Annotated in this window: 26 protein-coding genes and 1 pseudogene; 18 read left to right on the top strand and 9 right to left on the bottom strand. The window is 66.7% G+C overall.

What is annotated here, in order from left to right; all coding sequences use genetic code 11:
- Nucleotides 1-96 precede the first annotated feature (96 nt).
- Together IG196_RS18990 and IG196_RS18985 are read right to left on the bottom strand one after the other, a co-directional pair.
- On the bottom strand, nt 97-1,032 hold the full coding sequence (locus IG196_RS18990; protein WP_192192369.1) for an NADP-dependent oxidoreductase: 936 nt from the start codon (nt 1,030-1,032) through the stop codon (nt 97-99).
- Between the two features lie 45 nt (nt 1,033-1,077).
- The gene (locus IG196_RS18985; RefSeq protein ID WP_192192367.1) at nt 1,078-2,148 is read right to left on the bottom strand and encodes an alkene reductase; all 1,071 of its coding nucleotides are present in this window, start codon (nt 2,146-2,148) and stop codon (nt 1,078-1,080) included.
- Nucleotides 2,149-2,296: 148 nt separating this feature from the next.
- Here IG196_RS18985 and IG196_RS18980 point away from each other — a divergent pair, with 148 nt between their 5' ends.
- On the top strand, nt 2,297-3,190 hold the full coding sequence (locus IG196_RS18980; RefSeq protein WP_192192365.1) for a LysR family transcriptional regulator: 894 nt from the start codon (nt 2,297-2,299) through the stop codon (nt 3,188-3,190).
- 74 nt (nt 3,191-3,264) lie between these two features.
- On the opposite strand, the gene IG196_RS18975 is transcribed toward IG196_RS18980, so the two are convergent.
- Complete coding sequence (locus IG196_RS18975; protein ID WP_192192363.1) at nt 3,265-4,254, bottom strand: tripartite tricarboxylate transporter substrate-binding protein; 990 nt, start codon at nt 4,252-4,254, stop codon at nt 3,265-3,267.
- Between the two features lie 26 nt (nt 4,255-4,280).
- On the bottom strand, nt 4,281-5,447 hold the full coding sequence (locus IG196_RS18970) for a mandelate racemase/muconate lactonizing enzyme family protein (RefSeq protein WP_192192361.1): 1,167 nt from the start codon (nt 5,445-5,447) through the stop codon (nt 4,281-4,283).
- A gap of 104 nt (nt 5,448-5,551) precedes the next feature.
- Here IG196_RS18970 and IG196_RS18965 point away from each other — a divergent pair, with 104 nt between their 5' ends.
- The gene (locus IG196_RS18965) at nt 5,552-6,451 is read left to right on the top strand and encodes a LysR family transcriptional regulator (protein WP_101489866.1); all 900 of its coding nucleotides are present in this window, start codon (nt 5,552-5,554) and stop codon (nt 6,449-6,451) included.
- Nucleotides 6,452-6,497: 46 nt separating this feature from the next.
- On the opposite strand, the gene IG196_RS18960 is transcribed toward IG196_RS18965, so the two are convergent.
- From IG196_RS18960 to IG196_RS18945, 4 genes are all read right to left on the bottom strand, one after another.
- Nucleotides 6,498-7,499 (bottom strand): NADP-dependent oxidoreductase, encoded by a 1,002-nt coding sequence (locus tag IG196_RS18960; RefSeq protein WP_192192360.1) that lies wholly within the window; start codon nt 7,497-7,499, stop codon nt 6,498-6,500.
- Between the two features lie 108 nt (nt 7,500-7,607).
- Nucleotides 7,608-8,438 (bottom strand): alpha/beta fold hydrolase, encoded by an 831-nt coding sequence (locus tag IG196_RS18955; protein ID WP_192192358.1) that lies wholly within the window; start codon nt 8,436-8,438, stop codon nt 7,608-7,610.
- An 11-nt stretch (nt 8,439-8,449) separates the two neighbouring features.
- A complete protein-coding gene (locus IG196_RS18950; protein WP_192192356.1) occupies nt 8,450-9,436 on the bottom strand; it encodes an MDR family oxidoreductase in 987 nt (328 codons plus the stop codon).
- Between the two features lie 34 nt (nt 9,437-9,470).
- Nucleotides 9,471-10,259, bottom strand: coding sequence for an SDR family NAD(P)-dependent oxidoreductase (locus IG196_RS18945; RefSeq protein WP_192192354.1), 789 nt, complete (start codon nt 10,257-10,259; stop codon nt 9,471-9,473).
- A 131-nt stretch (nt 10,260-10,390) separates the two neighbouring features.
- On the opposite strand from IG196_RS18945, the gene IG196_RS18940 reads away from it, so the two are divergent.
- The 8 genes and pseudogenes from IG196_RS18940 (at nt 10,391) to IG196_RS32240 (ending at nt 17,272) form a co-directional block, all read left to right on the top strand.
- Nucleotides 10,391-10,996, top strand: coding sequence for a TetR/AcrR family transcriptional regulator (locus IG196_RS18940; protein ID WP_192192353.1), 606 nt, complete (start codon nt 10,391-10,393; stop codon nt 10,994-10,996).
- A gap of 6 nt (nt 10,997-11,002) precedes the next feature.
- Complete coding sequence (locus IG196_RS18935; protein WP_192192351.1) at nt 11,003-12,022, top strand: AraC family transcriptional regulator; 1,020 nt, start codon at nt 11,003-11,005, stop codon at nt 12,020-12,022.
- Between the two features lie 159 nt (nt 12,023-12,181).
- On the top strand, nt 12,182-13,576 hold the full coding sequence (locus IG196_RS18930; protein WP_192192350.1) for an MFS transporter: 1,395 nt from the start codon (nt 12,182-12,184) through the stop codon (nt 13,574-13,576).
- A 13-nt stretch (nt 13,577-13,589) separates the two neighbouring features.
- Entirely contained in the window at nt 13,590-14,330 is a 741-nt protein-coding gene (locus IG196_RS18925; RefSeq protein ID WP_192192348.1) for a nitroreductase, read from the top strand.
- A complete protein-coding gene (locus tag IG196_RS18920) occupies nt 14,327-15,979 on the top strand; it encodes an AMP-binding protein (protein ID WP_192192346.1) in 1,653 nt (550 codons plus the stop codon). Before IG196_RS18925 ends, IG196_RS18920 begins: the two co-directional genes overlap by 4 nt.
- Complete coding sequence (locus tag IG196_RS18915; protein WP_192192344.1) at nt 15,972-16,418, top strand: MaoC family dehydratase; 447 nt, start codon at nt 15,972-15,974, stop codon at nt 16,416-16,418. The genes IG196_RS18920 and IG196_RS18915 overlap by 8 nt, the downstream gene beginning before the upstream one ends.
- A pseudogene (locus IG196_RS32245) lies at nt 16,312-16,917 on the top strand (tannase/feruloyl esterase family alpha/beta hydrolase); the annotation flags it as partial. The gene IG196_RS18915 and the pseudogene IG196_RS32245, both read left to right, overlap by 107 nt.
- A gap of 97 nt (nt 16,918-17,014) precedes the next feature.
- Nucleotides 17,015-17,272, top strand: a complete 258-nt coding sequence (locus tag IG196_RS32240; RefSeq protein ID WP_192192343.1) for a tannase/feruloyl esterase family alpha/beta hydrolase — start codon at nt 17,015-17,017, stop codon at nt 17,270-17,272.
- Nucleotides 17,273-17,396: 124 nt separating this feature from the next.
- On the opposite strand, the gene IG196_RS18900 is transcribed toward IG196_RS32240, so the two are convergent.
- Complete coding sequence (locus IG196_RS18900) at nt 17,397-18,227, bottom strand: IclR family transcriptional regulator (RefSeq protein ID WP_192192342.1); 831 nt, start codon at nt 18,225-18,227, stop codon at nt 17,397-17,399.
- A gap of 76 nt (nt 18,228-18,303) precedes the next feature.
- Here IG196_RS18900 and IG196_RS18895 point away from each other — a divergent pair, with 76 nt between their 5' ends.
- From IG196_RS18895 to IG196_RS18860, 8 genes are all read left to right on the top strand, one after another.
- Nucleotides 18,304-19,461, top strand: a complete 1,158-nt coding sequence (locus tag IG196_RS18895) for an acyl-CoA dehydrogenase family protein (RefSeq protein WP_192192341.1) — start codon at nt 18,304-18,306, stop codon at nt 19,459-19,461.
- Nucleotides 19,458-20,597: an acyl-CoA dehydrogenase family protein gene (locus IG196_RS18890; protein WP_192192340.1), complete on the top strand. Its 1,140-nt coding sequence runs from the start codon at nt 19,458-19,460 to the stop codon at nt 20,595-20,597. Before IG196_RS18895 ends, IG196_RS18890 begins: the two co-directional genes overlap by 4 nt.
- A gap of 34 nt (nt 20,598-20,631) precedes the next feature.
- Nucleotides 20,632-21,600: a Bug family tripartite tricarboxylate transporter substrate binding protein gene (locus IG196_RS18885; protein ID WP_192192339.1), complete on the top strand. Its 969-nt coding sequence runs from the start codon at nt 20,632-20,634 to the stop codon at nt 21,598-21,600.
- 2 nt (nt 21,601-21,602) lie between these two features.
- The gene (locus IG196_RS18880) at nt 21,603-22,820 is read left to right on the top strand and encodes a CaiB/BaiF CoA transferase family protein (protein ID WP_192192338.1); all 1,218 of its coding nucleotides are present in this window, start codon (nt 21,603-21,605) and stop codon (nt 22,818-22,820) included.
- Between the two features lie 210 nt (nt 22,821-23,030).
- On the top strand, nt 23,031-23,177 hold the full coding sequence (locus IG196_RS18875; protein ID WP_192192337.1) for a hypothetical protein: 147 nt from the start codon (nt 23,031-23,033) through the stop codon (nt 23,175-23,177).
- Nucleotides 23,178-23,193: 16 nt separating this feature from the next.
- Complete coding sequence (locus IG196_RS18870; RefSeq protein ID WP_192192336.1) at nt 23,194-23,778, top strand: prepilin peptidase; 585 nt, start codon at nt 23,194-23,196, stop codon at nt 23,776-23,778.
- A gap of 33 nt (nt 23,779-23,811) precedes the next feature.
- A complete protein-coding gene (cpaB, locus tag IG196_RS18865; protein ID WP_192192335.1) occupies nt 23,812-24,651 on the top strand; it encodes a Flp pilus assembly protein CpaB in 840 nt (279 codons plus the stop codon).
- Nucleotides 24,652-24,741: 90 nt separating this feature from the next.
- On the top strand, nt 24,742-26,199 hold the full coding sequence (locus tag IG196_RS18860) for a type II and III secretion system protein family protein (protein ID WP_192197077.1): 1,458 nt from the start codon (nt 24,742-24,744) through the stop codon (nt 26,197-26,199).
- Nucleotides 26,200-26,206 lie beyond the last annotated feature (7 nt).

The following is a 26,206-nucleotide window of genomic DNA, read 5'->3' as shown; positions in this document are numbered from 1 at the left end:
GCGATCCGTGGCCAGCCAGGCGTGTGCCACGGTCTGGCCATGAGCAGCCCTTGGGACGCAACGCGCCATGAATGCATCCCCGCACAGAGGACGTGCTCAGCGTGAGAAGTCCGCCACGACCTTGCCGATGCGAGGGCCGATGCGATTGCGTTCGATGGCTGCGGGGATGTCGCCAAAACCCACGACTTCGCTGAGCTTCGAGATCAGCGAGCCCTGGGCGATCTCCGCGGCAAGGCGCTCCAGGAGCCCGGCGTCGGCCTTGTTCTGGAACCACAGGCCGCGACGACCGGGAGGTGTGCGCGCAAGGATGTCGGGCGCCGCTGCGCTGACGATGGCGCCGTTCTTGTTCAGCACCTCCCACGAACGATCGAGCACTTCGCCGCCCGCGTAGTCGAGCACCAGATCGATGTGCTGCGCGACCGACTCGAAGCGTTGGCTGCGGTAGTCGATGACGTGGTCCGCGCCCAGGCTGTCAACGTACGTAAGGTGTGCGGCCGACGCCGTGGCGAAGACTTCGGCGCCTGCCCGCTTGGCGTACTGCACGGCGTAGCCGCCCAGCCCGCCTGCTGCGCCGTGAATCAGGATGCGCTGGCCTGCGGCGATGGGGCCCGCGAGGTGCAGGCTCTGCCAGGCGGCCACGGCCGCCACGGGGATGGCGGCCGCATGCGCATCGTCCAGGTCCTGCGGCGTGCGCACCAGGTTCGCCTCGTCGACCGCCACGACTTCTGCATAGGCACCCAGCCTGCCGAGTGGTCCCATGACGCGATCGCCCACGCGAAAACGCGAGGCGCCGGGGCCGACCGCCTCGATGACGCCCGCCAGCTCGATGCCCAGCACCGCGGGCAGCTGAAGCGAGAAGGCCTTCTGGACGAGGCCTTCGCGCACTTTCCAATCGATGCCGTTGATGCCGGCCGCTCGGACCCGGACCAGAACCTGGCCGTCCCCTGCGGAGGGTCTCGAGACTTCGGCGATCTCGGCGGCAGAAGCGCCGCCATAGGCCCGGATCAACACAGCGCGTTGGGTCGTGGTCATGTGTGATTTCTCCTGTTCAAGTCGATGAGCGATGCCCGCGTCGTTTCAGTTCGCTGCCAGCGCCAGGCTCGGGTAGTCCGTGTAGCCCTTCGCGTCACCGCCGTAGTAGGAGGTGTGGTCCGGCGTGTTCATCGGTGCGTGGGTCTGGAGGCGTTCGACGAAGTCGGGGTTGGCCAGCACCATCTGTCCGTAGGCTTCGAGTTCGGCCAGGCCCGAGGCCAGGTCGGTGCCGATCTGTTCGCGTGCGCGCGACGGGCGGTTCACGATGAGCGTGCCGCGCCAGAGCTTGCGGATGTCCGCCACCAGGGCCTCGTCGCCAACGTGCATCACATGCACGTAGGCCAGGCCCAGCTTGGCGAGTTCGGTGATCAGATGGCGGTACAGGGCCGGCGCTTCGGAACCCTCATCGATGCCCCCCAGCTTGGCGCCGGGAGACAAACGAATGGCGGTCCGGTCTGCACCGATTTCTTCTGCGATCGCTGCGGCCACCTCGATCACGAAGCGCGCGCGGTTCTCGACGGAGCCACCGTACAGATCGGTGCGGGTGTTGGCGCTCGGGGCGAAGAACTGCTGGATGAGATAGCCATTCGCGCCGTGGATCTCGACCCCGTCGGCACCTGCTTCGATGGCCCGGCGAGCGGCCAGACGAAAGTCCGCCACCGTCTGGCGGATCTCGTCTGTGGTGAGCGCACGGGGCTCGGGAATGGGCTGCATGCCGGTCATGGTGAACATCGGCGCGCCGGGGGCGATGGCCGAGGGGGCGACCGGCTGCCGGTGGTGGGGCGTGTTGTCGGGATGGGACATGCGCCCCGCGTGCATGAGCTGGATGAAGAGACGCGAGCCCTTGTCGTGCACGGCCTGCGTGATGGCCTTCCAGCCGGCGACCTGGGCATCGGTGTAGATGCCGGGGGTGCAGAGATAGCCCTGGCCGTCGTCGGAAGGTTGCGTGCCCTCGGAGACGATCAGGCCGACGGTGGCGCGCTGCGCGTAGTAGGTGACGGCCAGCGCCTTGGGCGTGCCATCGAATTCGGCGCGCGAGCGGGTCATCGGTGCCATCACGAGGCGGTTCGAGAGGGTGTAGCGGCCGACTTGGACGGGGTTGAAGAGTTGTTTCATGGCTATTTCGGATGAGGTTGAGAAAGTGCTCAGACCATCTGAGCTGGCTTGAACGCGTGCTTTGCGCTGAAGAAGAGGCTCATCTTCAATTAATCCATCCATGAGATAAAGATGGTTGCATGGGATTCATTGGTCCAAAATTGGCGCAATGAGCACGGAATACCTGAACGACATGGCCCTCTTCGTGGAGGTCGTGAAAGCCAAGAGCTTTCGAGGGGCGGCCGACGTGACGGGGGTGCCCAACTCGACCTTGTCGCGCCGCATCGGGGCGCTGGAAAAGGTGATCGGCTTGCGCCTGCTCCATCGCACGACGCGCAGGATCGAGCTGACCGAGGCGGGGCAGGTCTATTACGAGCGTTGCCGACGCATCGTCGAGGAGGCGCGCATCGCGCATGAGCAGCTGGGCGAGATGCTGGCGCAACCCACCGGCGTGCTGCGTGCGTCATTGCCGGTGGACTTCGCGACCATCTACCTGGCACCGCTGATCGCGGAGTTCGCGCGCCGCTATCCGGGCATCTCGTTCGACCTGGACCTCAGCCCCCGCCGGGTGGACCTCGTGGCCGAGCCCTTCGACGTTGCCATTCGCATGGGCGAGCAACCCAGTTCGACGCTGATCGCGCGTCTGCTGGCGCGGCTGACGCCGTACCTCTACGCATCGCCGCGCTACCTGAAGATGGCCGGCGAACCGCGCGATCCCGCCGAGCTGCAGCAGCACGAATGCCTTGGCTTTCCGAAGTCCGGCCCCTGGGTGCTGCACAACGAAGAGGCAACGGCCGAGGTGCGTATCGGCCAGCGCTTCACCGTCACCAGCGTCGGCATGTACCGCAGTCTCGCGGTGCACGACCAGGGGATCGCGTTGCTGGCTGAAGGCGTGGCCGCCGACGACCTGGCCCACGGGCGTCTGCGTCGCATCCTGCCGGACTGGCATGGAGAGCCGGTGCCGGTGTATGCGCTGACTGAAACCCGGCTGCTGCCGGCCAAGACGCTGCGGTTCATCGAGCTCCTGCAGGAGCGGTTGGCGCAGCCACGCGCCGATGAATGAACCGCTGTGCCGACGGCCTGCCATGCCGTCAAACCGAAAGCGCAGGCGCTGTCAGCCCGCGGTCCTCACCGGCATCAGTCGGCGTATTCGCCCGCGTCCTTGATCACCTTCGACCACCGCACCTTTTCGGCTTCCAGGTATTTCCTGTGGCCGGCGGGGTCGAGCCGGTCGTCATTGACGACGGTGAGGCCGAGGGCTTCCTCCCGCTTGATCAGGTCAGGATCTTTCAACGCGGTGCGCAGTGCGGCGTTGAGCTTGGCGAGCACTGCGGCAGGCGTGCCGCGCGGTGCGTACAAGCCGTGCCAGACCTGGACGTTGAAGTCTTTCAGTCCGGCTTCGGACAGGGTCGGCGTGTCCTTCAGCGCCGCGAGCGGCAGCCGCTGCAAGCTGGTGATGCCGTAGACCTTGACCTTCTTTCCCTCGATCTGCGGCACCGCGTTGGTCGCCTGTTCGCACATCACATCGACCTGTCCGCCGATGAGGTCCGTCATGGCCGGCGCGGTCCCTTTGTAGGGCACGGGCGTCATGCTCGTCTTCAGCGCGCCCTGGAGCATCAGGCCGCACAGGTGCGATGCGGAACCGAGCCCCGCGTTGGCGAGGTTCACCTTGCCGCCGTTCGACGCGATCCACTGGCGCAACTCCGCGAAGTTGCCGGCAGCGAGGCCTGGCTTGCCAATCAGCACCGAGGGCGCTTCGTTGATCACACCCAGGGTTTCGAAATCGTCCGGCACCTTGTAGCTGAGCTTGCGGTACAAGGCCGGCGCGGTGGCCATGCCGATGTGATGCACCAGCAGCGTGTAGCCGTCCGGTGCGGCACGCGCCACCTTGGCCGAGCCGACCGTGCCGCCCGCGCCGGCGGCGTTTTCGATGATGACGGTCTGGCCCAGCGGCTTGCGCAGCGCCTCGGCCAGGTCCCGGGCGATCTTGTCGCTGGGGCCGCCGGCGGAGAAAGGCACGACCAGCGTGACGGGCTTGTCGGGAAACTCGGCACACGCCAGCGAAGCGAATCCGAGCACGGCGAGGCCGGCGCCGCAGCGCCAAAGATGGAATCTGTATCGCGTCATGGTCTTGTCTCCTTGTTTTGTGGGTGTCAGGCCGACAGCGCCTGCATCTCGCGATACAGATCGGCCTTGCCTTCGAAGCCGATGCCAGGCAGGTCAGGCAGCGTCACATGGCTGTTCTCGACCTTCACGCCATCGGGGAATCCGCCGAACGGCTGGAACAGGTCGGGGTAGGACTCGTTGCCGCCCAGTCCGAGCCCCGCGGCGATGTTCAGCGACATCTGGTGTCCGCCGTGCGGGATGCAGCGGCTGGCCGACCAGCCGTGCTCCTTGAGCATGTCGAGCGTGCGCAGGTACTCCACCAGGCCGTAGCTCAGCGCGCAGTCGAACTGCAGCCAGTCGCGGTCGGGGCGCATGCCGCCGTAGCGAATGAGGTTGCGCGCGTCCTGCATCGAGAAGAGGTCTTCGCCCGTGGCCATCGGGTTCTTGTAGAAGTTGCGCAGCGCGGCCTGGAGTTCGAAGTCCAGCGGGTCGCCCGGCTCCTCGTACCAGAACAGGTCGTATTGCGACAGCGCCTTGGCGTAGGCGATGGCGGTTTCAAGGTCGAAGCGCCCGTTGGCGTCGACGCAGAGTTTTTGGCCGTCCTGCAGCACTTCCATGATCGAGTCGATGCGGCGAAGGTCTTCGTCGAGCGAGGCGCCGCCGATCTTCTTCTTGACGACCGTGTAGCCGCGGTCGATGTAGCTGCGCATCTCGTCCTGGAGCTTCCTGTGGTCCTGCCCGGGGTAGTAGTAGCCGCCCGCCGCGTAGACAAAAATCTTGCGGTTCGGCTTGCCGTCGCCGTAGCGGTCTGCGAGCAACTGGAAGAGGGGCTTGCCTTCGATCTTGGCCACGGCGTCCCACACCGCCATGTCGATCGTGCCGATGGCCACGGAGCGTTCACCATGGCCGCCCGGCTTTTCGTTGGTGAACATCGTGTGCCAGATCTTGTGCGGGTCGAGGTTGTCGCCCGTGTCGTCGACGAGCGAAGACGGGGCCGCTTCGAGGATGCGCGGAATGAACCGCTCGCGCATCAGCTTGCCCTGGCCGTAGCGGCCGTTCGAATTGAAACCGTAGCCGACCACCGGCTTGCCGTCGCGGATCACATCGGTGATCACCGCGACAAGACTCAGTGTCATCTTGCTAAAGTCGATGTAGGCGTTGCGGATGGGCGAGCTGATGGGGATGGTTTTCTCGCGGATTTCGACGATCTTCATGGCGGGCTCCAGGGGTCTTTGATTGAGAGCCTTGATGGTCCGCCGCACGGGGTTTTTGGGCCAATGCTCCTTTTCGCTGCTTCCATGCACTGGACGAACCGCACATGAATCTGATCTGGCTTGAAGACTTCGTGGCCCTGGCTGCCACCGGAAATTTTTCGCGCGCCGCGGAGGACCGCCACAGCTCCCAACCCGCGTTCAGCCGGCGCATTCGGGCCCTGGAGGAGTGGATCGGCGCCGAGCTTTTCGACAGGAGCTCGCAACCCGCCCAGCTGACCGAGGTCGGTGAATGGTTCACCGGCGTGGCACAGGAATTGATCGCCCGGGTCGCGCGGGTGCCGGGTGACGCCAAGAAGGTCGCCGAGGCCAGTTCGGTCACCTTGCGCATCGCGTCCACGCATGCGCTCTCGTTCACTTTTCTGCCGCGATGGTTGCGAAGCCTCGAATCGAATACGACGCTCGGGCCGGTGCAACTGATGTCCGATGTGCTTCAGCGTTGCGAAGCACTGATGCTGCAAAGCAAGGTCCAGTTTGTGTTGAGCCACGCGCACAGCAAGGCGCAAGGGGCGCTGGATGCGGAGCCGTACAGATCGACCCGCATCGGGGAGGATCTGCTGATCCCGGTGTCGGCGCCGGACGAGAAGGGGCAGGCGCGTTATCAGCTCGCGCGGCGAGGTGAATCTGCCGTCCCCATGCTCCAGTACACCGAGGAATCAGGGCTGGGACGCATCATGCGTGCCGTGATCGGCCGCAGGCTGGAGTCGGTTCCTGCGCAGGCCGTCTTCACGGCGCATCTCGCCTCTGTCCTTCGAACGATGGTGCTGGACGGCAGGGGGATCGCGTGGTTGCCGCAGACGCTGGTGGAAGACGACATCGACCAGGGCAGGCTTGTCGCTGCGGCGAGCAACGAGTGGGAAGTCCCCCTGGAGATAAGGCTCTATCGCGACAGCGAGCTTTTGGGAAAGGCCGCGAACGCGTTCTGGAACGCCGCCATTGGCGTGTGAGCGGGGCAAGGGCCTGACCGAAGACGCCGCCGCAGGCGTGCGGCAGCTACACCACTTGCACCACGACCTTGCCCTTGGCGCGCCCACTGTCGACGTAAGCCAAGGCTTTGTGGGTGTCCTGAAACGGGAACACCTTGTCGACGACCGGGCGGATGGCGCCGGACTCGATGAGGGCGGTGATCTCGCGCAACTGCGCCCCATCGGCCCGCATGAAGACGAAGCTGTAGTGGCCCCCGTTCTTCTTTGCCTTGCTCCTGATGCCGAAACTCAACAGGCGCAGCACTTGCCTGAGCGGCCAGGGCAGTCCTCGCGCAATGGCGAACGCCGGGGTGGGCGGCCCCGAGATGGAGATGAGGTGCCCGCCCGGTTTGAGAATCTGGAGGGATTTGTTCAGCTCGCTGTTGCCGAGGCTGTTCAGCACCACGTCGTAGTCGCGAAGCACCGTGGCGAAGTCCTGCTGCTTGTAATCGATGACGACGTCCGCGCCCAAGGCCTTCACCCAGGCGACGTTGGCCGTGCTGGTGGTCGTGGCCACGAACGCACCGAGATGCTTGGCAAGCTGGATGGCGATGGTGCCGACGCCGCCGGAGCCGGCATGGATCAGAACCTTCTGTCCTTTTTTCAGCTTGGCGGTTTCGACCAGCACCTGCCAGGCGGTCAGGGCCACCAGAGGAAGGGATGCGGCCTCGACCATGCTGAGATTTTTGGGCTTCAGCGCCAGCGATGATTCCTTGACGGCAATGAACTCGGCGAAGGTGCCGATGCGATCGTCGTCGGGGCGCGCATAGACCTCGTCGCCTGGTTTGAAGCTGCGAACGCGAGCGCCGACCCGCACGACCGTACCGGCCAGGTCGTTGCCCAGGATCAGGGGGAAGCGGTAGGGAAGAATCAGTTTGAATTCGCCGCTCTTGATCTTCGAGTCCAGGGCATTGATGCTCGCCGCGTGGATCTGGATCAGAACGTCATCGTCCCGCAGCTCGGGCTCGGGCACTTCGCCGATGCGGCCAACTTCTTTCTTTCCGTAACGATCGATGATGAACGCTTTCATGGGCGACTTTTTTCCAGAGTGTTTGATTGAATGGGTTCGAGGTCGTCCCGCACCGCAGCGTGCGGTCGGGAAAGTCGGCCTGAAGCCGGTCGCCAAAGATGCCGTCGCTTAGTCATTGAGAAAGGCCAGTGCCTTGGGCACGAACTCGCCGTGGTACTGGAAAATTCCGCCATGTCCGGCGTCTTCGTAGATGACCAGTTGTGAGCCAGGAATACGGCGCGCCATGTCATGGCTGTTCACGGTGGGCACCATGATGTCGTTGTCGCCATTGGCGATCAACACAGGGATGCGGATGCCGCCCAAATCCTGGGGCACCTGCCGGCCCCATGCCTTGATGGCCTTCAGCTGTCGCAGGAAGGCAGTGGGCGTCGGCCCCTTGTCCCGCTCCGCCTTGCGCTCCTTCAGTCGCTCCAGGAAGGCTTTCGCGGCTTGACGACCGTTGGCCGTGGAGGTGAAGAACAGGTAGGTCTTTGGGTCGCGCAGCGTCAACAAGCCTTTGGCCATCAGCGGCCAGGAGACCGCTCCGACCTGGTCGATGCCTGTGCCGCCTGCCGGCCCGGTGCCGGTCAGGATGAGTCGGCGCACCAGGCCGGGGGCTTTCAGCACGATGTCCTGCGCGACGAATCCACCGAGGGAGAAGCCGAGCAGATCGATCTTCTCGAAGCCCAGTGCGTGGATCAGTGCGATCGCATCCCGCGCCATCGCATCGATGGTCACGGGCGCCGTTCCGCCTGAAGCGCCGATCCCCCGGTAGTCGATGGCGATGATGCGATGCCTTCGGGCAAGCCCGTCGACGATGCGCGGATCGAAATTGTCGAGGACCGCGCCCCAGTGGTTGAGCAGGACCAGAGGCACGCCATCGCGCGGCCCCAGGTCGCGGTACGCGAATGCAGTCCCGTCGACATCGATCGAGAGGTTGGGGGCGTCGATGTAGGGCATGCGCGATCCGGTCAGGCGTTCACATCCACGATGGTGCGCCCCTGGACCTTCCCTGCGAGTACCTGGCTGGCAACTTCAGGAACCTCTGCCAATCCGATCACTTTGGTGGTCCGTGCCAGCTTGTCCAGATTCAAGTCGCTGGCCAGACGCGACCACGCCTGCAGCCGTGCTGACTGCGGCGCATTGACCGAGTCGATACCGGCGAGGGTGACGTTGCGCAGGATGAAGGGCAGAACCGACGCCGGCAGGTCCGCGCCCTGTGCGAGGCCGAAGGCCGCGACCACGCCGCGATACCGGGTCTGCGCCAGGACGTTCGCCAAGGTATGGCTGCCGACCGAATCGATGGCCCCGGCCCATCGCTCCTTGGCGATCGGTGCGCCCGCTTCGGACAGGGTGTGGCGGTCGATGATGTCCGCCGCGCCCAGTGCACGCAGGTAATCGGATTCCTCGAGACGCCCGGTCGATGCGATCACGCGATAGCCCAGGCCCGACAGCAGTGCGATCGCCACGGAGCCGGCGCCGCCATTGGCGCCGGTCACCAGGATGTCCCCACGCTCGGGCGTCAGGCCGCCATGCTCCAGTGCGAGCACGGACAGCATGGCGGTGAACCCGGCGGTGCCGATGGCCATGGCGTCCCGGGTCGAAAAGACCTCCGGCACCTTGACCAGCCAATCACCGCTCACCCGCGCCTTCTGCGCGAAGCCACCGTGGTGCGACTGGCTCAGTCCCCAGCCGGTTGCCAGCACACGGTCGCCGACTGCGATGCCGGGATACGTCGAAGCCTCGACGACGCCGGCGAAGTCGATGCCCGGAATCAGCGGAAACTGGCGGATGACCGGTGACCGGCCGCTGAGCGCCATCGCGTCCTTGTAGTTCACCGTCGAGTATTCGACCGCGACGGTGACGTCGCCCGGCATCAGGTCCTCGTCCTTGAAGTCGACCAGGTTGGTTGAAATGGTGTCGCCGGTCTTGCTGGCGAGCAGTGCCTTGAATGTCATGCGCTGTTCCTTCCTTTCTGGCGTTCTTGCCGTTTCAGGCGGCGGTTCGATAGCGCTCTGCCACATGCGCCTGCCGGATGTCCGCGACCAGGGCCTGACGTGCCGCGTTCAGCGTTTCCCAGCGCGCGGCATCGTGCAGCGGCGGGATGGTCACGAGTTCACGGCGGTCGAATCCGGCCAGCGCGGCATCCACCAGCTCTTCTACGCCCATCAGGTCAGGCATCGCACGGGTATCGATGCCCGCGCGCTCCCAGATCTCGGTGCGGGTGCCGGCCGGCAGCACCGCCTGCACGTAGACGCCCTTGGGCGCGAGCTCCAGGCTCAACCCCTGGGAGAGGAAGATCACGAAGGCCTTGGTCGCGCCGTAGACCGACATGCCGAACTCGGGCGCCAGGCCGACCACCGAGCCGATGTTGACGATCGCGCCTTTGCCGGCCTTCACCAGGCGCGGGGCGATGGCACTGGACAGCCGTACCAGTGAGGTGGTGTTGAGGGCGATCAGGCGGGCGACATCGTCTGTCGGTTGGTCGATGAACGGGCCGGACAGCGCGGCCCCGGCGTTGTTGATCAGGGTGTCGATCCTGGCGTCCTCGCGCAGGCGCACCTCGACGGTGGCCAGATCGCCGGGTTGGGTCAGATCGGCCGCAAGGATGTCGACGGCAACGCCGGTTTCCTCGCGCAGGCGGGCCGCGAGCGTTTCCAGCCGCGTCTTGTCGCGTGCCACCAGCACAAGGCCGTGGCCGCGGCGTGCGAAGCGGTCGGCATAGATGGCGCCAATGCCGGTCGAGGCGCCCGTGATGAGAACAGTGGAAGAGGAGGTCATGTGTTGTGCTCTTGATGGGAAGTTGGCTCAATGATGTCGATCGTCATCTTTGTTGTCAAGGGCTTTGATGATGAATAACATCAATGTATATTCATGGCTTCACTGATGGCATACCGAGAGAGATCCTGGACATGAAGGTCACCAAAGCGCAGGCCCAGGCGAACCGGGCGCACATCGTCGAGACGGCTTCCACGCTGTTTCGCGAGCGCGGCTACGACGGGGTGGGGATTGCGGACTTGATGGCGTTCGCAGGCTTTACCCACGGCGGGTTCTACAAGCACTTCGAGTCCAAGGCCGACCTGATGGCGCAAGCCGCGAGCTGCGGTTTCGCGCAGACGGCCGCCAAAGTCGACGGCGTCGATGCGGTCGCGTTCGTCAAGCAGTACCTGTCCCGCGAGCACCGCGACGCGCCCGGCGACGGCTGCACGATGGCCGCGCTGTGCGCCGACGCCGGCCGCCAGCCGGAGGCGATCAAGACGGCGTTTGCGACCGGCATCGAAAGCGTGCTCGGCACGCTGGGCGCCCCGTTCGACGCGCCCCAACGAGGCAAGCAGCGCGCCAAGGCACGCGCCCGGCGGATCGCCCTCATTGCGCAGGTCGTCGGTGCTATCGTGCTGTCGCGGGCCTGTCCTGACGACTCGCCGCTCGCCGATGAAATCCTGGACGCCTGCCGCAGCGCCGTCCTGTCGGGACTTTCCCCGGCGGCCCCGGGCGCGTCGGATTCCCCGGTCAGCTGAGTCCGTATGAAGTCCGCAGGCCAGAAAGGAACCGTGTCCATCGAACTGGTGCACGAGGCGATCCACGCCGCGGCGCTGAGAAACATGGACATCCGCAGCGTCCTCGAAAGCGCCAAGATCGACCGCGAGCTGTTGAACGCGCCGCGTGCGCGCATCTCGGCGGCTGCGTACTCGCAGATGTGGGTGGCGCTGGCCGACCTGATGGACGACGAGTTCTTCGGCCTCGACAGCCACGGGCTTCGCCGCGGCAGCTATGCGCTCATGACGCGCGCCGCCGTCAACGCCGACAACCTGGCGCATGCGCTGCGCCGCATCCTGAGGTTCCTCCACGCCACGTTGGACGACTTCCGCGGCGAGCTGGTCTGCGATGGCGACGAGGCGCGCGTCGTGCTGCATGACGGCGGCGTGCTGCGCCGGCTGTTCGGCTACGGCACCTGGTTCATCCTTGTTCATGGCCTGGCGTGCTGGCTCGTGCACCGGCGCATTCCCCTGCGCGAGATGCAGTTCCGATGCCCGCCGCCCGGCGACGACAGCCACTACCGCACGCGCTTCTGCGAGAACGTGAAGTTCAACGGCGAGACCACGCACATCAGCTTCGCCAGCGATCTGCTGGACCTGAAGATCGCGGAGTCGCCCGCCACGGTCGACAACTTCCTGCGGGAAGCGCCGGCCAACCTGCTGGTCAAGTACCGCAACGACGCCAGCACCAGTGCCCAGGTGCGCAACAGGTTGCGCAGCCAGATGCCCGAGGCGTGGCCCGAACTCGAAAAACTCGCACAGGAACTCTGCGTTTCCGGCACCACGCTGCAACGCCGCTTGCAGCAGGAGGGCGTGAGCTACCAGCGCGTGAAAGACGACCTGCGGCGGGACATCGCCATCGACCTCTTGTCGAGCGCGTCGCTGACGGTGGCCGAAGTCGCAGCCCGCACCGGCTTCCAGGAAACCAGCGCCTTCCATCGCGCCTTCAAGAAATGGACAGGCGTCAGCCCCGGCGCCTATCGCTCGTCTGCGCCCACGCCGGAATAAGCCGAAGCTGCGGCGCTCGCCGACGCTGGCTGGTGATGCCGGCATGTCCGAACGCCCCATCCAGATCGAGACGCGCGGGCATGGAAGCGCGCCGCCTGCAGAACTAACCTCCCGTCGACATCGCAGCTCGCGATTGCAAAAACGACAGGAGACAAAAACATGCAGCAGACCGGCAAGCAGGTCGGCATCCACGCGTTGGCGGGGCACTCGCGGTTCAACCGTTTCCACGGGCTCGTGCTCTGGTGGTGCGTGCTGATCCTGGTCATCGACGGCTACGACCTGGCGGTCGTGGGCGCCGCGCTGCCATCGATCATGAAAGACATGGGCGTTGATGCCACAAGCGCCGGCGTCATGGCGGGCTCGGCGTTGTTCGGGACCATGCTGGGCGCGATCTTCCTGGGCACCCTGGCAGACCGCATCGGCCGCCCGCGCATGATCGCGGTGTGCGTCGCGCTCTTCAGCGTCTTCACGGCGCTGACCGGGCTGGCCACCGAACCCATCGGCTTCAGCGTCGCCCGCTTCATCGCGGGCCTCGGCATCGACGGGGTGTTGCCCATCGTGACCGCGCAGATGGGAGAGTTCGCCCCGGCCAAGCTGCGCACACGCCTGGTGACGATGGTTTTCGCGGGCTACTCCGTGGGTGGCATCCTGGTTGCGCTTACTGCCAAGCAGCTCATCGAGAGCCACGGATGGCAATGGGTGTTCTATGTGGCCGGCTTGCCCGTGCTGCTGATTCCGCTCATCCTGAAAACGATGCCCGAATCGCTGTCGTTTCTCCTCAAGAAGGGTGACCAGCGGCAGCTTCGCGAAATCGCGGCCAAGCTCGCACCGGAGCAGCCGAACGCAGCCGGCACCGTGTATGTCGGCGCGTCCACCGACCGCCTGCATGACGCGCCGGTGCGCACCCTGTTCGATGCCGGACGCGCGTTCAGCACCGCGATGATCTGGGTGGCCTTCATGACGGGGCTGTTCATGGTCTACGCGCTGAACTCCTGGCTCACCAAGCTCATGGCCATGGCGGGATACAGCCTGGGTTCGGCCCTGAACTTCGTGATCGTCTTCAACGTCGGCGCGATCGTGGGCGCGATCGGCGGCGGACTGCTGAGCGACAGGTTCAACATCAAGCATGTGCTGGTGGCGTTCTACGTGGTCGGGGCCGCGTCGCTGGCCGCGCTCGCGTACACGAAATCGACCGAGCTGCTGTTCGTTGCGGTGTTCGTGGTGGGCGCGTCCACGCTCGGAACGCAATTGCTGGCCTACGCGTATGCCGGCGATTTCTATCCACCGGCCGTGCGTTCGACGGGCGTCGGCTTCGCCTCGGGTGTCGGCCGCATCGGCGCCATTGCCGCGCCGATCCTGATCGGCTGGCTCGTGTCGCTGAGCCTGCCCATCGAGCAGAACTTCATGGCGATCGCGCTGGCCGGCGTCATCGGCGCGGCAGCGGTCTCGTTCGTGAACCAGTCGCGCGCCGCGTCGACCCAGGCCAAGGCCGCGCGCGCGGCCACCGGCGAAGCAGGCCGTGTGGACGGGGCGATTCGCCCGGCTTCGAAATAGCAAGGAAACCTCAATGAACCGAATGATGGCGCCACCGCTGGAGGCACACGCGCTGCAAGGAGCGGTCGACTGGGCCATTGCCACCCGACGCAGCGTCCGGGCGTTCTTGCCCCGGCCGGTGCCCAGGGAAGAGGTCGAGGCGATCCTCTCGACCGCGCGCTACAGCGCCTCCGGCATGAACATGCAGCCCTGGCATGTGCATGTGCTGACGGGGCCTGCAAAGGCCCGCCTGTCGGCTGCGATTGCCGCGCTCGACGACGACCCCGGCCGGTCGGGCGAACTGCTCGAGCCCTACGACTACTACCCGCGCGAATGGTTTTCGCCGTACCTGGAGCGGCGCCGCAAGGTCGGCTGGGACCTCTACGGCTTGCTCGGCATCGCCAAGGGCGACAAGCAGCGCATGCACCTGCAGCACGGGCGCAACTACCGCTTCTTCGATGCGCCCGTGGGCCTGTTCTTCACGGTGGACCGCGAACTCCAGGAAGGCAGCCTGCTGGACTACGGCATGTTCCTGCAGAGCGTGATGGTGGCCGCGCGCGGCCGCAACCTCCACACCTGCCCGCAGGCCGCGTTCCTGAAATTCCATCGCCAGATCGCGGACCTGCTGGACATCCCCGCCGGCCAGATGCTGGTCTGCGGCATGAGCCTGGGCTACGCCGACACCTCGTCGGTCGAGAACTCGCTCGTCACCGAGCGCGAGCCCGTGTCCGCCTTCACGACCTTCCACGACACCTCCAAGGAGACCACCGCATGAGCGCGCCATCCTATGCACAGGGCCTCGAACGCTGCGCGGCAAATCATGTGCCGCTCACGCCGCTGGGCTTTCTCGACCGCGCGGCGCTGGCGCATCCGAACCGCGTGGCGGTGGTGCACGGCGACCTCACGCGAACCTGGGCGCAGACGCGCGAGCGCTGCCATCGCCTGGCGTCGGCGCTGGCGATGCGCGGCATCGAACCGGGCGACACCGTGTCGGTGCTCGCGCCCAACACGCCGGCCATGCTGGAGGCCCACTTCGGCGTTCCGCTGGCCGGCGCGGTGCTCAACGCGATCAACCATCGCCTGGATGCCGAAAGCATCGCATTCATCCTGCGCCACGGCGAATGCAAGTTGCTGCTGGTCGACCGCGAGTTCGCCGCCACAGTGGCTGCTGCGCTGAAGCTGCTCGACCGTGCGCCTGCGGTCATCGACATCAACGACCACCTCGCACCGCCCGGCGAACCCATCGGCGAGACCGACTACGAATCGCTGCTGGAAAGCGGAGACCCGGACTTTGCCGGCCGGTGGCCCAGCGACGAGTGGCAACCCATTGCCCTGAACTACACCTCCGGCACGACCGGAGACCCGAAGGGCGTGGTCGCCAGCCACCGCGGCACCTACCTCATGAGCCTGCTGCAGATCACGAACTGGGCGATGCCACGGGCGCCGAAGTACCTGTGGACCTTGCCCATGTTCCACGCGAACGGATGGTGCTTCACCTGGGCCGTGACCGCGGCCGCGGGCACCCATGTCTGCCTGCGCCGGGTGTCCGCCGAAGCCGTGCTGGAGGCCATCGAGCGCCACCAGATCGATCACCTCTGCGCAGCGCCTGTCGTGATGGCGATGCTCGCGGACTCGGCGAAAGACACCCGGCTGCCGCGCCCCGTGCGCGTGCTCACAGCCGGCTCGCCGCCGCCGCTCGCCGTGCTGAATGCGGTGCTGGCGATGGGCTTCGACGTGGAGCACGTCTTCGGCATCACGGAGGTTTCGGGCACGCCGGTGAGTTGCGTGTGGCAGGACGGCTGGGACGACCTGGCGCCCGCCGAGCAGGGCGCGCTGCGCGTGCGCCAGGGCGTGCGCGCCGCCATGTTCGAAGGCCTCATGGTCGGCGACGCGGACACCCTCGAGGCCGTCGTGCCCGACGGCAAATCGGCGGGGGAACTCATGCTGCGCGGCAACACCGTGATGATGGGCTACTTCAAGAACGAGGCCGCAACGCGCAAGGCGCTCGCCGACGGCTGGTTCCGCACCGGCGACGTCGCGGTCCTGCATGCCAATGGGTATGCGCAGATCACCGACCGGTCGAAGGACGTGATCATCTCGGGCGGCGAGAACATCTCGTCGGTCGAAATCGAGGACGTGGTCCATGGTCACCCGGCAGTGCTGCATGCCGCTGTGGTGGCGCAGCCCGACCCCAAGTGGGGTGAGGTGCCGTGCGTGTTCATCGAACTCAAGACCGGTGTCGCCGCGCCCACCGAGCAGGAGATCATTGCGTTCTGCCGCGAACGGCTGGCGCACTTCAAGTGTCCGCGCCGCGTGATCTTCACGCCCTTGCCGAAGACGGCCACGGGAAAGATCCAGAAGTTTCGCTTGCGCCAGCAGGCCGGAAGCCAGGACGCCATCACCCGGCTCGCGAGCCATGGCTGAGTGCGAAGCGGCCGCGGCCCTGGGGCCGGTCGGGCCCGGCTACCGCTTCTCGCGACCCCACACCTTCGACGAAGCGCAGGTGCGTGCCTTTGCGCTGGCCGCGGGAGACGAGAACCCGCTGCACCACGACGCGGCGTTTGCCCAAGGCACGCGCTTCGGCGGATTGATCGCCAGCGCGACCCACACCACCGCGCTGCTGATGGGGCTGACCGCCAGCCACTTCGCCACGAAGGGGAAGGTGCTGGGCATGAACTTCTCGGTCGACCTGCTGCGTCCCGTGCGGGCGAGCGAGACCGTGCTCATCGAGTGGCGCGTGACGTCGATGGCCGCGCATGCGAAGGGCGGTTGCGTTCTCGAATTGCAAGGTGCGATCAAGAGCGCGGACGACCGGACCAGCGTGCTCGCACAAGGCACGGTGCTTTTCACGCCCGCCGCATGAGCGTTTTCCGCGCCAGCGTGCGCGTTCACGGGGGCTTTGCCCCAACAAGGAGACAAAAAATGAAGATGGTCCTTCTCACATGCCGACGCGACACCCACCGGCCTGCAAGCCCGATCTGGCCAAGCTCCGATGCACGGGCGCCGACGCAGACGCATGCCTGATCGACGCGCAGCTGGCGTCCGCCAAGGTCCTGTATGAACCCACCGATGTGGCGGGTGGCCGCTACACATGGCCGGCCTTTCCCTATGTCGGCGGTGAGACCGCCGACGATGCGTCATGGCAGGCCATCGGAGGCACCACCTTCCAGGTTCTCGGCGGCGATTACATGAAGTTCTTCGTGGCGCAAGACCCGTCCGCAGACCCGCTGAAGGTCGACCCGCTGCAGTACACGAACCGGCTCGACCACCTCGCCCGATTGATCGATGCAGTCAACCCCGACCTGAGCGGGTTCCGGGCCCGCAATGGAAAGATGCTGCTCATGCACGGCACCACCGATTGGCTGATCACGCAGAACAACAGCACGGACTACTACAACAAGGTCGTCGCTGCAGCGGGCGGGCGGGCAGGCCGCGGCCGACCGGTTCGTCGAGTACTACGTGCTGGCAGGCAACGACCACTGCGCCGCCACGCCGGACGGCGGCAAGGGCCCGGACAGCGTCGACCTCGTCACCCCGATGTTCGACTGGATCGAAACCGGCACCCGTCCCAGCGCCCGCGAGATCGTCGCCACGCGCAGCGTCGAGCCGGCCAAGGGCATGCAGCGGCCGATGTGCAGATATCCGCAGTTTCCGAAGTACAACGGTGCCGGCGATCCCGACGCGGCGTCCAGCTTCACCTGCACGTCACCTGGCTAGGCGCCGTGGCGCTGCGTACGCGGATGCGTCGCCGGTGATCCGGGCGTGCGCTTCGAATTCGGTGCGGGCCAGCAAGCCACGCGGGTCCCGCCGACGCGCTAGCAGATCCGCGACCTGCGTCGCCTCACCGCAACCCCGACTGCAGATCCGCCGCCGCCACCAGCTGCACCAAGCCCGGCCCGATCGTGTCCAGCAGCTGCGATTTCTTCCAGTGAAACCCCGGTACCGCGCAGTTGAACAGCAACCGCCGCGGCCCGTAGCGAACCCGCGCCGCCGCGCCCGCAGCAAGCACGCCGAAGCCTGAATCCCCCAGGTTGATCGCGAAGCCGCGCTTGCCGTAATTCGCCACGCTCTCGCGCACGCCTTCGAGGCAACGCGCGTGCTCTTCGGGCCGCTCGCGCTTCACGTTCGCAAGAAACTCCTGGCGCTCGCCCGCAGGCAACTGTGCGAGCCACGCACGTCCCATGGCGGTCTCGACAATGCCGCGCACGGCACCGACGCCGGGGCGCTTCAAGGTGCCGCCTTCGTGGGCACAGGTTTCCAGGTAGACCACGTCGAGGTCATTGGTCACGCCGACCGAGACCGCGCCTTCGATGCGATCGGCCAGCTGCTGCATGGCCGGGCGCAGCATGGCCAGCAGAGGCGTGTTGATGACGTAGGGGTAGCACAGCGCCACGGCGGCGGGGCCGATGAAGTAGCGGTCCAGGCGTTCGTCGTGGTCCAGGAAACCCATGGCCAGCAGGGTGCGGCACAGGCGCGAGACGGTCGGGCGCGGCAGGCCCAGCTTGGTGGCGAACTCGCTGTTGGCGTGCGCGCGCGGGTCGCTCACAAAGGTCTGCAAGATAAGCAGGCCTTTGGCCAGGGTGCCGGCAAAGTACGGGTCTTCGTCCCGTACCCGGCGCAGGTCGTCGGAGTCCTTCATGGGCTGGCGGCGATTCTGGGTGGGGCGGGGCATGGGTGTGAATCGCAGTTTCAATAATTGAAATTCAGTGCCGGTGATTGTGGACCTGCTTCCTACAGTCGCGCTCACCATGATCCGAGACACCACTCACTTCGAGGCCCTGCGGGCCGACATCCGTGCCTTCGTTCGCGAGCGCTGGCACCCGCTGGAAGAACAGGTCAGCCGCGACAACGACATCCCGCCCGACGTGGTCGACGAGCTGCGGCGCAAGGGCTACTTCGGCTGGAGCATTCCCGAGGCGTACGGCGGCCTGGGCCTCACGACCGAAGAGCTCGTGCTGTGCGCGATGGAGCTGTCGCAGTCGTCGGTGGCGCTGCGTGCCCGCGTGGGCACCAACACGGGCATCGGCTCCGAAGCGCTGGTGGCCGACGGCACCGAGGCGCAGAAGCAGCGCTGGCTGCCGCGCATGGCCACCGGCGAACTCACGGGCTGCCTGGCGCTCACGGAGCCCGAGGCAGGCTCGGAGGCGAGCAATGTGCAGACCACCGCGCGCCGCGAGGGCGACCACTACGTGCTCAACGGCAGCAAGCGCTTCATCACCAACGCGCCGGTGGCCGATGTGTTCACCGTCATCGCCCGCACCGAAGAGGGCTCGAAGGGCAGCAAGGGCGTGTCGGCGTTCCTGGTCGAGCGGGGGCCGGGTCTCACGACGGGCGAGCCCTACCGCATGATGGGCCAGGCCGGTTCGTTCGTGTCGGACGTGCATTTCAACGAGTGCCGTGTGCACGCCGACCAGCTCATCGGCGGGCGCGAGGGCACGGGCTTCCAGACGGTGATGAAGGTGCTCAACAAGCAGCGCCTGCACTTGGCGGCGCTGTGCACGGGCCCGGCGATCCGCATGCTGGACCTGGCCATGGCGCACACCAGCAGCCGCAACCAGTTCGGTCAGCCGGTGGCCGACTTCCAGCTGGTGCAGGCCATGATCGCCGACAGCCGCACCGACATCTACGCGGCGCGCTCGATGATTCTCGACGCAGCGCGCGCGCGCGATCGCGGCGAAGACGTGGCGATGTCGGCGTCGATGTGCAAGTACTTCGCATCCGAGATGTGCGGTCGCGTGGCCGATCGCGCGGTGCAGATGTTCGGCGGCTCCGGTTACGTGGCCGACTTCAGCCCCATCGAACGCTACTACCGCGACGTGCGCCTGTTCCGCCTGTACGAGGGCACGAGCCAGATCCACCAACTCAACATCGCCAAGCTGGCGCTGCGCGAGGCGGGCACGCGATGAGCCTGCGCGCGGACCTCCCGGCGCGGGTGCGCGACTTCGTCGAGCGGCATTGCATTCCGCTCGAATCGAACGCCCACGTGCACGACCCGCTGGCACTGGACGCCGCGCTGTCGCATCTGCGCCCCGTCGCGCGCGAGCTGGGCCTGTACCTGCCGCAGATGCCGGCAGAGGAGGGCGGGCTGGGCCTGTCATGGGTCGAGCGCTCGGCGGTGTTCGAAGAGGCCGGCCGCAGCTACCTGGGTCCGGCCGCGCTCAACTGCGCGGCGCCCGACCAGCCCAACATGATCAGCCTGCTGCGCCGGGGCACGCCCGCGCAGCAGCAGCGCTACCTGCGGCCCTTGGCCGAGGGCCGCATCCGCTCGTGCTTTGCGATGACCGAGCCGGCGCCCGGCGCGGGCTCCGATCCGTCGATGCTGCGCACCACCGCGCGGCGCGAGGGCGATGCCTGGGTCATCGACGGCCACAAATGGTTCATCACCGGCGCGGTGGGCGCGGCCTTCTGCATCGTGCTCGCGCAGGCGGACAAAGGGCCCACGCAGTTCATCGTGGACATGGACAACCCGGGGCTTTCGCTGGTGCGCGCCATCAAGGCCATCGACCCGTTCGCCGTCGGTGGCCACGGGGAGCTGCGCTTCACGGCCTGTCGCGTGAGCGGTGATGCGGTGCTCGGCGAGGTGGGCTCGGGCTTCGCCGAGGCGCAGCAGCGGCTGGAGCCCGCACGCCTGTCGCACTGCCTGCGGCTCATGGGCCGCGCACGGCGCGCGCTGGAGATTGCTCAGGCCTACGTGTGCGAGCGCACGTCCTTCGGCGATCGGCTGGCCGACCTGCAGCAGATCCAGGCGATGGTGGCCGACTGCCACATCGACCTGCATGCCAGCCGGCTCATGAGCCTGGACTGCGCGCGCCGCATGGACGAGGGCTTGTCGGTGAAGACCGAATCGGCGATGACGAAGGTGTTCGTCTCCGAAGCCCTGAACCGCGTGGCCGACCGCGCGGCGCAGATGTGCGGCGCGCTGGGCATGTCGGAAGACGCGCCCATCGCCCTCATCGTGCGCGAGCTGCGGCCGTTCCGCATCTACGACGGCGCTTCCGAGCTGCACCGCGCCACGCTCGGCCGCCGCTTCCTCACGCACTGACACGCTGAACAAATACAGAAACTGGAGACTGACGATGACGTCCTTGACCAAGAAACTTTTGCACCTGGCCGCAGGCCTCGCGCTCGGCCTGGCCGGCTCGCTGGCGATGGCTGCTTTCCCCGACCGCCCCGTGAAGCTGGTGGTGCCATTCCCCGCCGGCGGCAGCACCGACCTGGTGGCGCGCGAGGTCGCGCTGGAACTGGGCCAGGCACTGGGCCAGCCGGTCATCGTGGAGAACAAGCCCGGCGCCGGCAGCCTCATCGGCTCCGAGCTCGTGGCCAAGTCCGCGCCCGACGGCTACACGCTGCTCATGGCGGGCCTGACCAACATCTTCCTGCCGTATGTGCACAAGGGGCTCAGCTGGAACCCGGTGGACGACTTCGTGCCCGTGGGCCTGGTGGCCGACCTGCCCAACGTCATCGCGGTGAACGCGAAGACGCCGTACCAGAAGCTGCCCGAGCTCATCGCCGCCGACAAGGCCAAGCCGGGCCAACTCGCCTTCGCCTCCGCGGGCCCGAGCACGCCGTCGCACCTGGTGTGCGAAATGATCAATCACCAGGCGGGCATCAAGATGCAGCACGTGCCTTACAAGGGGAACGCGCCGGCGGTGAACGACCTGATCGCCGGCCACATCCCGGTGATGTGCAACAACCTCGGCGGCACGCTGCCCTACATGAGCAGCGGGCAGATCCGCATCCTGGCGCAGACCGGCCGCACGCGCTCGCCTTCGGCGCCCGACGTGCCCACCTTCGCCGAGTTGGGCCTGCAGGGCTTCGACAGCGGCCTGTGGGTCGGCATCGTCGCGCCCAAGGGCACGCCCGATGCAGCCATGCGCCCGCTGCGCGCTGCGCTGGCCAAGGCCTTGCCTGCAGTGAAGGACAAGCTGGCCAAGCTGGGCGCGGCCTCGCTCGATCCGTCGCTGCCCGCCTACGGCCAACGCATCGCCGCCGACCGCAAGCTGTGGGACCCCGTGCTCAAGCGCGTCGACCTGAAGGGCAACTGATGATGGGCCAGCCTGCTGACCACGCCCCCCTGCGCGGGGTGCGCATTCTCGACATGGCGACCGTGCTCGCGGCGCCGTTCTCGGCCACGCTGTGCGGCGACATGGGCGCCGACATCGTCAAGCTCGAACTGCCGGGCGGCGGCGATCCGCTGCGCGGGCTCACGCCGGTGCACGAGGGCCATCCGCTGTTCTGGAAGACCGCGAACCGCGGCAAGAAGGGCATCTCGCTGGACGTGCGCAAGCCCGAGGGCCGCGCGCTGTTTTTGCAGCTCATCGCCGGCTTCGACGTGCTGGTGGAAAACTTCCGCACCGGCACGCTCGATGCGTGGGGCCTGGACATCGCCACGCTGCACGCGGCCAACCCGCGCCTCATCGTGCTGCGCCTCACGGGCTTCGGCCAGACCGGACCGTATGCGCGCCGACCAGGCTTTGCCCGCATCTTCGAAGCGATGGGCGGCTTCACGCACCTGACTGGCGAACCCGGTGGTCCACCGCAGCACATGAACTACCCGCTCGGTGATGTGGTGGCCGGGTTGTTCGGCGCCTTCGCCATCAGCACCGCGCTGGCCGAGCGCAACGCGTTGCCGCGCGAACAGCAGCGGGGCGCCGAGATCGACCTGTCAGCCACCGAGGCGATGTCGCGCCTGCTCGATCCGCTGGCGGCCGAGCACCGCATCGGCGGCGTGGTGCGCGAGCGCACCGGCTCGCGCGCCACCTACACCGCGCCTTCCAACGTGTTCCGCGCGGCTGACGGCGTGTGGTTCACGCTGGTGGGCACGGGCGGGCCGATCTTCGCGCGCATCTGCCGCGCGATCGATCGCGAAGACCTGCTCAGCGATGTCCGCTTTGCCGACAACGCCGCGCGCATCCGCCACCTCGAGGCGCTCGACTGCGTCATTGCCGACTGGTGCGCCAGCCTCCCGTTCGCAGAGTTGGCCGTGCGGCTGGACCGCGAAGACGTGCCCTACAGCAAGGTGTATTCGATTGCCGACCTGCAGGCCGACCCGCACATGCAGGCACGCGGTGCCTTCATCGACGTGCCCGACGAGCAGTTCGGCACGGTGCCGGCACCGGCGGCGGTGCCGCGCTTCGTGGGGCGCGAAGGCGTGCGGCCGGCCGGCACGGGGCCGCGCACGGGGCAGCACAACGGCGAGGTGTATGGCGAACTGGGCCTGGGCGAGGCGCAGCTTGCGGCGCTGCGCGACGCGCAGGTGATCTGAAGCGCACTTGCGCTTTCGCCTGCCTTGTCAGGTAGGCGTTTTGTCATGCCCGCCCCCGTGCCGTCGCGGGGCGCCTGACTCCCCTAGAAAAGGGCGCTCCGCTCATGTGCGAACGCGGCCCGATTCCTACAGTCACCCCCATGCCGAACGCTTCTTCCCACGCCGGGAAGGCCAGCGGTTTCGGCCGGTCACGACCACTGGGGAATCCGCATGGAACCGCTCGAAGTTCTGCCCAGAACCGCCCTGAGCCTGCTGCGCGAAGACGCCGGCATGTCGTTCATGGAGTTCGCGCTGATCGGTGCGCTGGTAGTGGTCGTGGCCCTTCTGCTTGTGCTCGCCTTGCGGCGCAGCGCCTGAACACGGGGAGCCCGCCATGCAGGAACTTAACGCTGTCCTGGAACTGCTCGCGATGCTGGCGACGGACGTCCGCATGCTGGCGCTCTTCGCGCTGCTCGGCGTGGCGGCTGTCAGCGACTGGCGCTCCTACCGCATTCCCAACTGGCTGACCTTCGGCGGCGCGTTCTTCGCGATCGTCTACGGAACCATGGCGGCGCGCACGCCGACGTCCGGCGCGTTGAGCGCGTTCGGCGGCTTGGGCGTGGGCTTCGCCGTGATGCTGCCGTTCTATGCGCTGGGGATCATGGGCGCGGGTGACGTCAAGCTGATGGCGATGACCGGAGCCTTCCTCGGGCCCCAGCAGACGCTGATGGCCGTGCTCTTTACTTTCATGGCAGGCGGTATCGCGGCGCTGGCCTTCGCGATCCATCGCCGTCGCCTGGTCCACATGCTCGGCAACGTCAAGGCCACAGCGCAGGGCATGGTCATTTCCACCATCGCCGGCGTGCGGCCCGACGGGCGGCTACAGGCGAGCCAGTCCGTGGGCAAGTTGCCCTACGGCCTGTGCATTGCGGCGGGCACGGTGGTCCAAGTGCTGGCGCACCAGCTGGGCTTTGTCTAGCTCCTACATGTTTCACCCCTGGCGGAGGTTTGTATGAAGAACATCAAGGCGATCGGGCTGATCTTTCTGGCCCTGCTGTTCGGGCTGGCGGCCGCGGTCTACGCGACCGGCTGGATCTCCCAGCAAAGTGGCATCGCGTCCAACAAGGTGGTCGTGGCCGCCGTCGACATCGACCTGGGCAGTCGCGTCAACGCGCAGATGCTGTCCACGGTCGACTGGCCCAGCGGCTCGATACCGAACGGCGCTTTCAGCGACATCAAGGCGCTGAACGACCGTGTGGTGAAAGTCGGCGTGTTGCGCGGCGAAGCGCTCATGGAAGGCAAGCTGGCGCCGGTGGGCACGCAGGGCGGGCTGTCGGCGGTGATCGCCAGCGGCAAACGGGCCATGACGGTGCGCGTCAACGACGTCGTCGGCGTCGCCGGCTTCGCGTTGCCAGGCAACTACGTCGACGTGATGGTCAACGCCCAGCAGGACAAAGTGCGCGGAGAAGACGCGCTGCAGATCAGCAAGACCGTGCTCGAGAAGGTGCTGGTGCTGGCCGTGGCCCAGGAGGCCAACCGCGACGACACCAAGCCGAAGGTCGTGAGCGCGGTGACGCTCGAGCTCTCGCTCGAAGACTCCGAGAAGCTCGACCTGGCACGCAGCGTGGGCACCCTGTCGCTGGTGCTGCGCAACCAGATGGACAAGACCACGGTCGCCACCCTGGGCATCACCAAGGGGCAGCTGTTCGGCGAGAAGAAAGACATCGTGCCGGTCTCCACCGCAGCGGCACCGGCCCATCCGCGTGCACGGCAGGCAGGCCCCGCCACGCCGCGAGCCACCGAATGCGTGGAGGTGATCCAGAGCGCCGCCCGTTCGGTCACCTGTTTCTGATCCGTCTGTCAGGAGGAACACCAAGTGCGCCCACTCACAACCACCATCGCCCGGCTGCTGGCGACCTTCGCGACAGTGGCGACACCCGCCATGGCCGCGGACGTCGTGGCAACCGCCCCGGTCACGGCCGCCGCCATGCCTGCGCCTGCTGCACTTGCTGCTGCGGCAGCGCCTGCAGCCCCGGCCAGCCGGCGCTGCACCGCCATCATTCCGGATTCCGAACCGACCTATGCCATGCTCGGCAAGTCGGTGGTCATTCCGTTGAAGGCGCGCGTTGTGCGCATCGTGGTCGGCGGGCAGCCGCAGGGCCGGGCGGCCGCGCCAGCAGCGCCGGCGCAGCCCGGAGCAGCGATGCCGGCGCCCAATGCGAACGTGGGCGACGGCGTAGCTGACATCGAGGTCACGCTGCTGAGTCCGACCGACCTGTTCTTCCGCGGCCGCCAGGCCGGCTCGATGAACGTGGTGCTGCAAAGTGCCGACGGCACCTGCTACATCAAGGATGTGGTCGTTACCGTCGACCCCGGGGCGCTGCAGTCCAAGCTGGCGGAGCTGATGCCGGAAGAGCGCGGCATCCGCGTGCGCAGCGCTGAGCGCTCCATCGTGCTCACCGGCGAGATCAGCGACGCGCTCAAGCTCGACGACGTGATGAGCCTGGCTTCGGCCTACGGCGCCGATGGCAAGAAGGTGGTGAACCTGCTGCGTGTCACTGCGCCACAGCAGGTCATGCTCGAAGTGAAGATCGCCGAGATCAGCAAGAACTTGCTGGACCGCCTTGGCGCACGCGTCGGGCTGGCCCGCTCCGGTAACGGTGGTCTCAACAGCTATTCGCTGATCTCCAGTTTCCTGAGCGGCGGTGGCGGCCTGATCGAGGCGTTAAGGATCGGTCGCACGTCGATCGCCATCGACGGTCAGAAGGACGACGGCCTGGTGCGCATCCTGGCGGAGCCCAACATCATGGCCATCAGCGGCCAGCAGGCGAGCTTCCTGTCGGGCGGCAAGATTTTCATTCCGGTGGCGCAGAGCTCCTCCAGCGGCAATGGCACGAACATCACGCTGGAAGAAAAGGAGTTCGGCATCGGGGTCAAGTTCACCCCGACCGTGCTCAACGGCGGCCGCGTCAACCTCAAGATGGTCTCGGAGGTGTCGGACCTGTCGCAAACCGGCTCGCCTTTCACCACCATCGGCGGCGTGACCGCAGTGCTGCCATCGCTCACGGTGCGCCGTGCCGACACCACCGTGCAACTCAACGACGGGCAGAGCTTCGTCATCGCGGGGCTCATCAAGAGCAACGTCTCGGAGTCCATCAAGCGCTATCCCGGATTGGGCGAAGTTCCGGTGATGGGGGCGTTGTTCCGCAGCACGGAGTTCCAGAACGACCAGACCGAGCTGATGTTCGTGATCACGCCCCGCCTGGTCCGGCCGCTGGCCGAGTCGCCTCGCCTGCCGACCGACAACCACGTCGTTCCCAGCCGTGCGGAGGTTTATCTGAACGGCAGCCTCGAAAGCGCCACCCCGGCACCGGCCGCACCGGCCACCAATACCCAGTGAGGAGCAT

The sequence above is a fragment of the Variovorax sp. 38R genome, from assembly GCF_014843395.1.
In the GTDB taxonomy this organism is placed as follows: Bacteria; Pseudomonadota; Gammaproteobacteria; order Burkholderiales; family Burkholderiaceae_C; genus Variovorax; species Variovorax paradoxus_H.
The sequence above is the reverse complement of the archived record's forward strand: the minus strand, read 5'-3'. Positions and strand labels throughout refer to the sequence as shown.

What these genes read in the sequence shown, in the direction of transcription:
- IG196_RS18990 (WP_192192369.1), bottom strand. Translation starts at nt 1,032, where the DNA reads ATGACCACGACCCAACGCGCTGTGTTGATCCGGGCCTATGGCGGCGCT.
- IG196_RS18985 (WP_192192367.1), bottom strand. Translation starts at nt 2,148, where the DNA reads ATGAAACAACTCTTCAACCCCGTCCAAGTCGGCCGCTACACCCTCTCG.
- IG196_RS18980 (WP_192192365.1), top strand. Translation starts at nt 2,297, where the DNA reads ATGAGCACGGAATACCTGAACGACATGGCCCTCTTCGTGGAGGTCGTG.
- IG196_RS18975 (WP_192192363.1), bottom strand. Translation starts at nt 4,254, where the DNA reads ATGACGCGATACAGATTCCATCTTTGGCGCTGCGGCGCCGGCCTCGCC.
- IG196_RS18970 (WP_192192361.1), bottom strand. Translation starts at nt 5,447, where the DNA reads ATGAAGATCGTCGAAATCCGCGAGAAAACCATCCCCATCAGCTCGCCC.
- IG196_RS18965 (WP_101489866.1), top strand. Translation starts at nt 5,552, where the DNA reads ATGAATCTGATCTGGCTTGAAGACTTCGTGGCCCTGGCTGCCACCGGA.
- IG196_RS18960 (WP_192192360.1), bottom strand. Translation starts at nt 7,499, where the DNA reads ATGAAAGCGTTCATCATCGATCGTTACGGAAAGAAAGAAGTTGGCCGC.
- IG196_RS18955 (WP_192192358.1), bottom strand. Translation starts at nt 8,438, where the DNA reads ATGCCCTACATCGACGCCCCCAACCTCTCGATCGATGTCGACGGGACT.
- IG196_RS18950 (WP_192192356.1), bottom strand. Translation starts at nt 9,436, where the DNA reads ATGACATTCAAGGCACTGCTCGCCAGCAAGACCGGCGACACCATTTCA.
- IG196_RS18945 (WP_192192354.1), bottom strand. Translation starts at nt 10,259, where the DNA reads ATGACCTCCTCTTCCACTGTTCTCATCACGGGCGCCTCGACCGGCATT.
- IG196_RS18940 (WP_192192353.1), top strand. Translation starts at nt 10,391, where the DNA reads ATGAAGGTCACCAAAGCGCAGGCCCAGGCGAACCGGGCGCACATCGTC.
- IG196_RS18935 (WP_192192351.1), top strand. Translation starts at nt 11,003, where the DNA reads ATGAAGTCCGCAGGCCAGAAAGGAACCGTGTCCATCGAACTGGTGCAC.
- IG196_RS18930 (WP_192192350.1), top strand. Translation starts at nt 12,182, where the DNA reads ATGCAGCAGACCGGCAAGCAGGTCGGCATCCACGCGTTGGCGGGGCAC.
- IG196_RS18925 (WP_192192348.1), top strand. Translation starts at nt 13,590, where the DNA reads ATGAACCGAATGATGGCGCCACCGCTGGAGGCACACGCGCTGCAAGGA.
- IG196_RS18920 (WP_192192346.1), top strand. Translation starts at nt 14,327, where the DNA reads ATGAGCGCGCCATCCTATGCACAGGGCCTCGAACGCTGCGCGGCAAAT.
- IG196_RS18915 (WP_192192344.1), top strand. Translation starts at nt 15,972, where the DNA reads ATGGCTGAGTGCGAAGCGGCCGCGGCCCTGGGGCCGGTCGGGCCCGGC.
- IG196_RS18900 (WP_192192342.1), bottom strand. Translation starts at nt 18,227, where the DNA reads ATGCCCCGCCCCACCCAGAATCGCCGCCAGCCCATGAAGGACTCCGAC.
- IG196_RS18895 (WP_192192341.1), top strand. Translation starts at nt 18,304, where the DNA reads ATGATCCGAGACACCACTCACTTCGAGGCCCTGCGGGCCGACATCCGT.
- IG196_RS18890 (WP_192192340.1), top strand. Translation starts at nt 19,458, where the DNA reads ATGAGCCTGCGCGCGGACCTCCCGGCGCGGGTGCGCGACTTCGTCGAG.
- IG196_RS18885 (WP_192192339.1), top strand. Translation starts at nt 20,632, where the DNA reads ATGACGTCCTTGACCAAGAAACTTTTGCACCTGGCCGCAGGCCTCGCG.
- IG196_RS18880 (WP_192192338.1), top strand. Translation starts at nt 21,603, where the DNA reads ATGGGCCAGCCTGCTGACCACGCCCCCCTGCGCGGGGTGCGCATTCTC.
- IG196_RS18875 (WP_192192337.1), top strand. Translation starts at nt 23,031, where the DNA reads ATGGAACCGCTCGAAGTTCTGCCCAGAACCGCCCTGAGCCTGCTGCGC.
- IG196_RS18870 (WP_192192336.1), top strand. Translation starts at nt 23,194, where the DNA reads ATGCAGGAACTTAACGCTGTCCTGGAACTGCTCGCGATGCTGGCGACG.
- cpaB (WP_192192335.1), top strand. Translation starts at nt 23,812, where the DNA reads ATGAAGAACATCAAGGCGATCGGGCTGATCTTTCTGGCCCTGCTGTTC.
- IG196_RS18860 (WP_192197077.1), top strand. Translation starts at nt 24,742, where the DNA reads ATGGCCGCGGACGTCGTGGCAACCGCCCCGGTCACGGCCGCCGCCATG.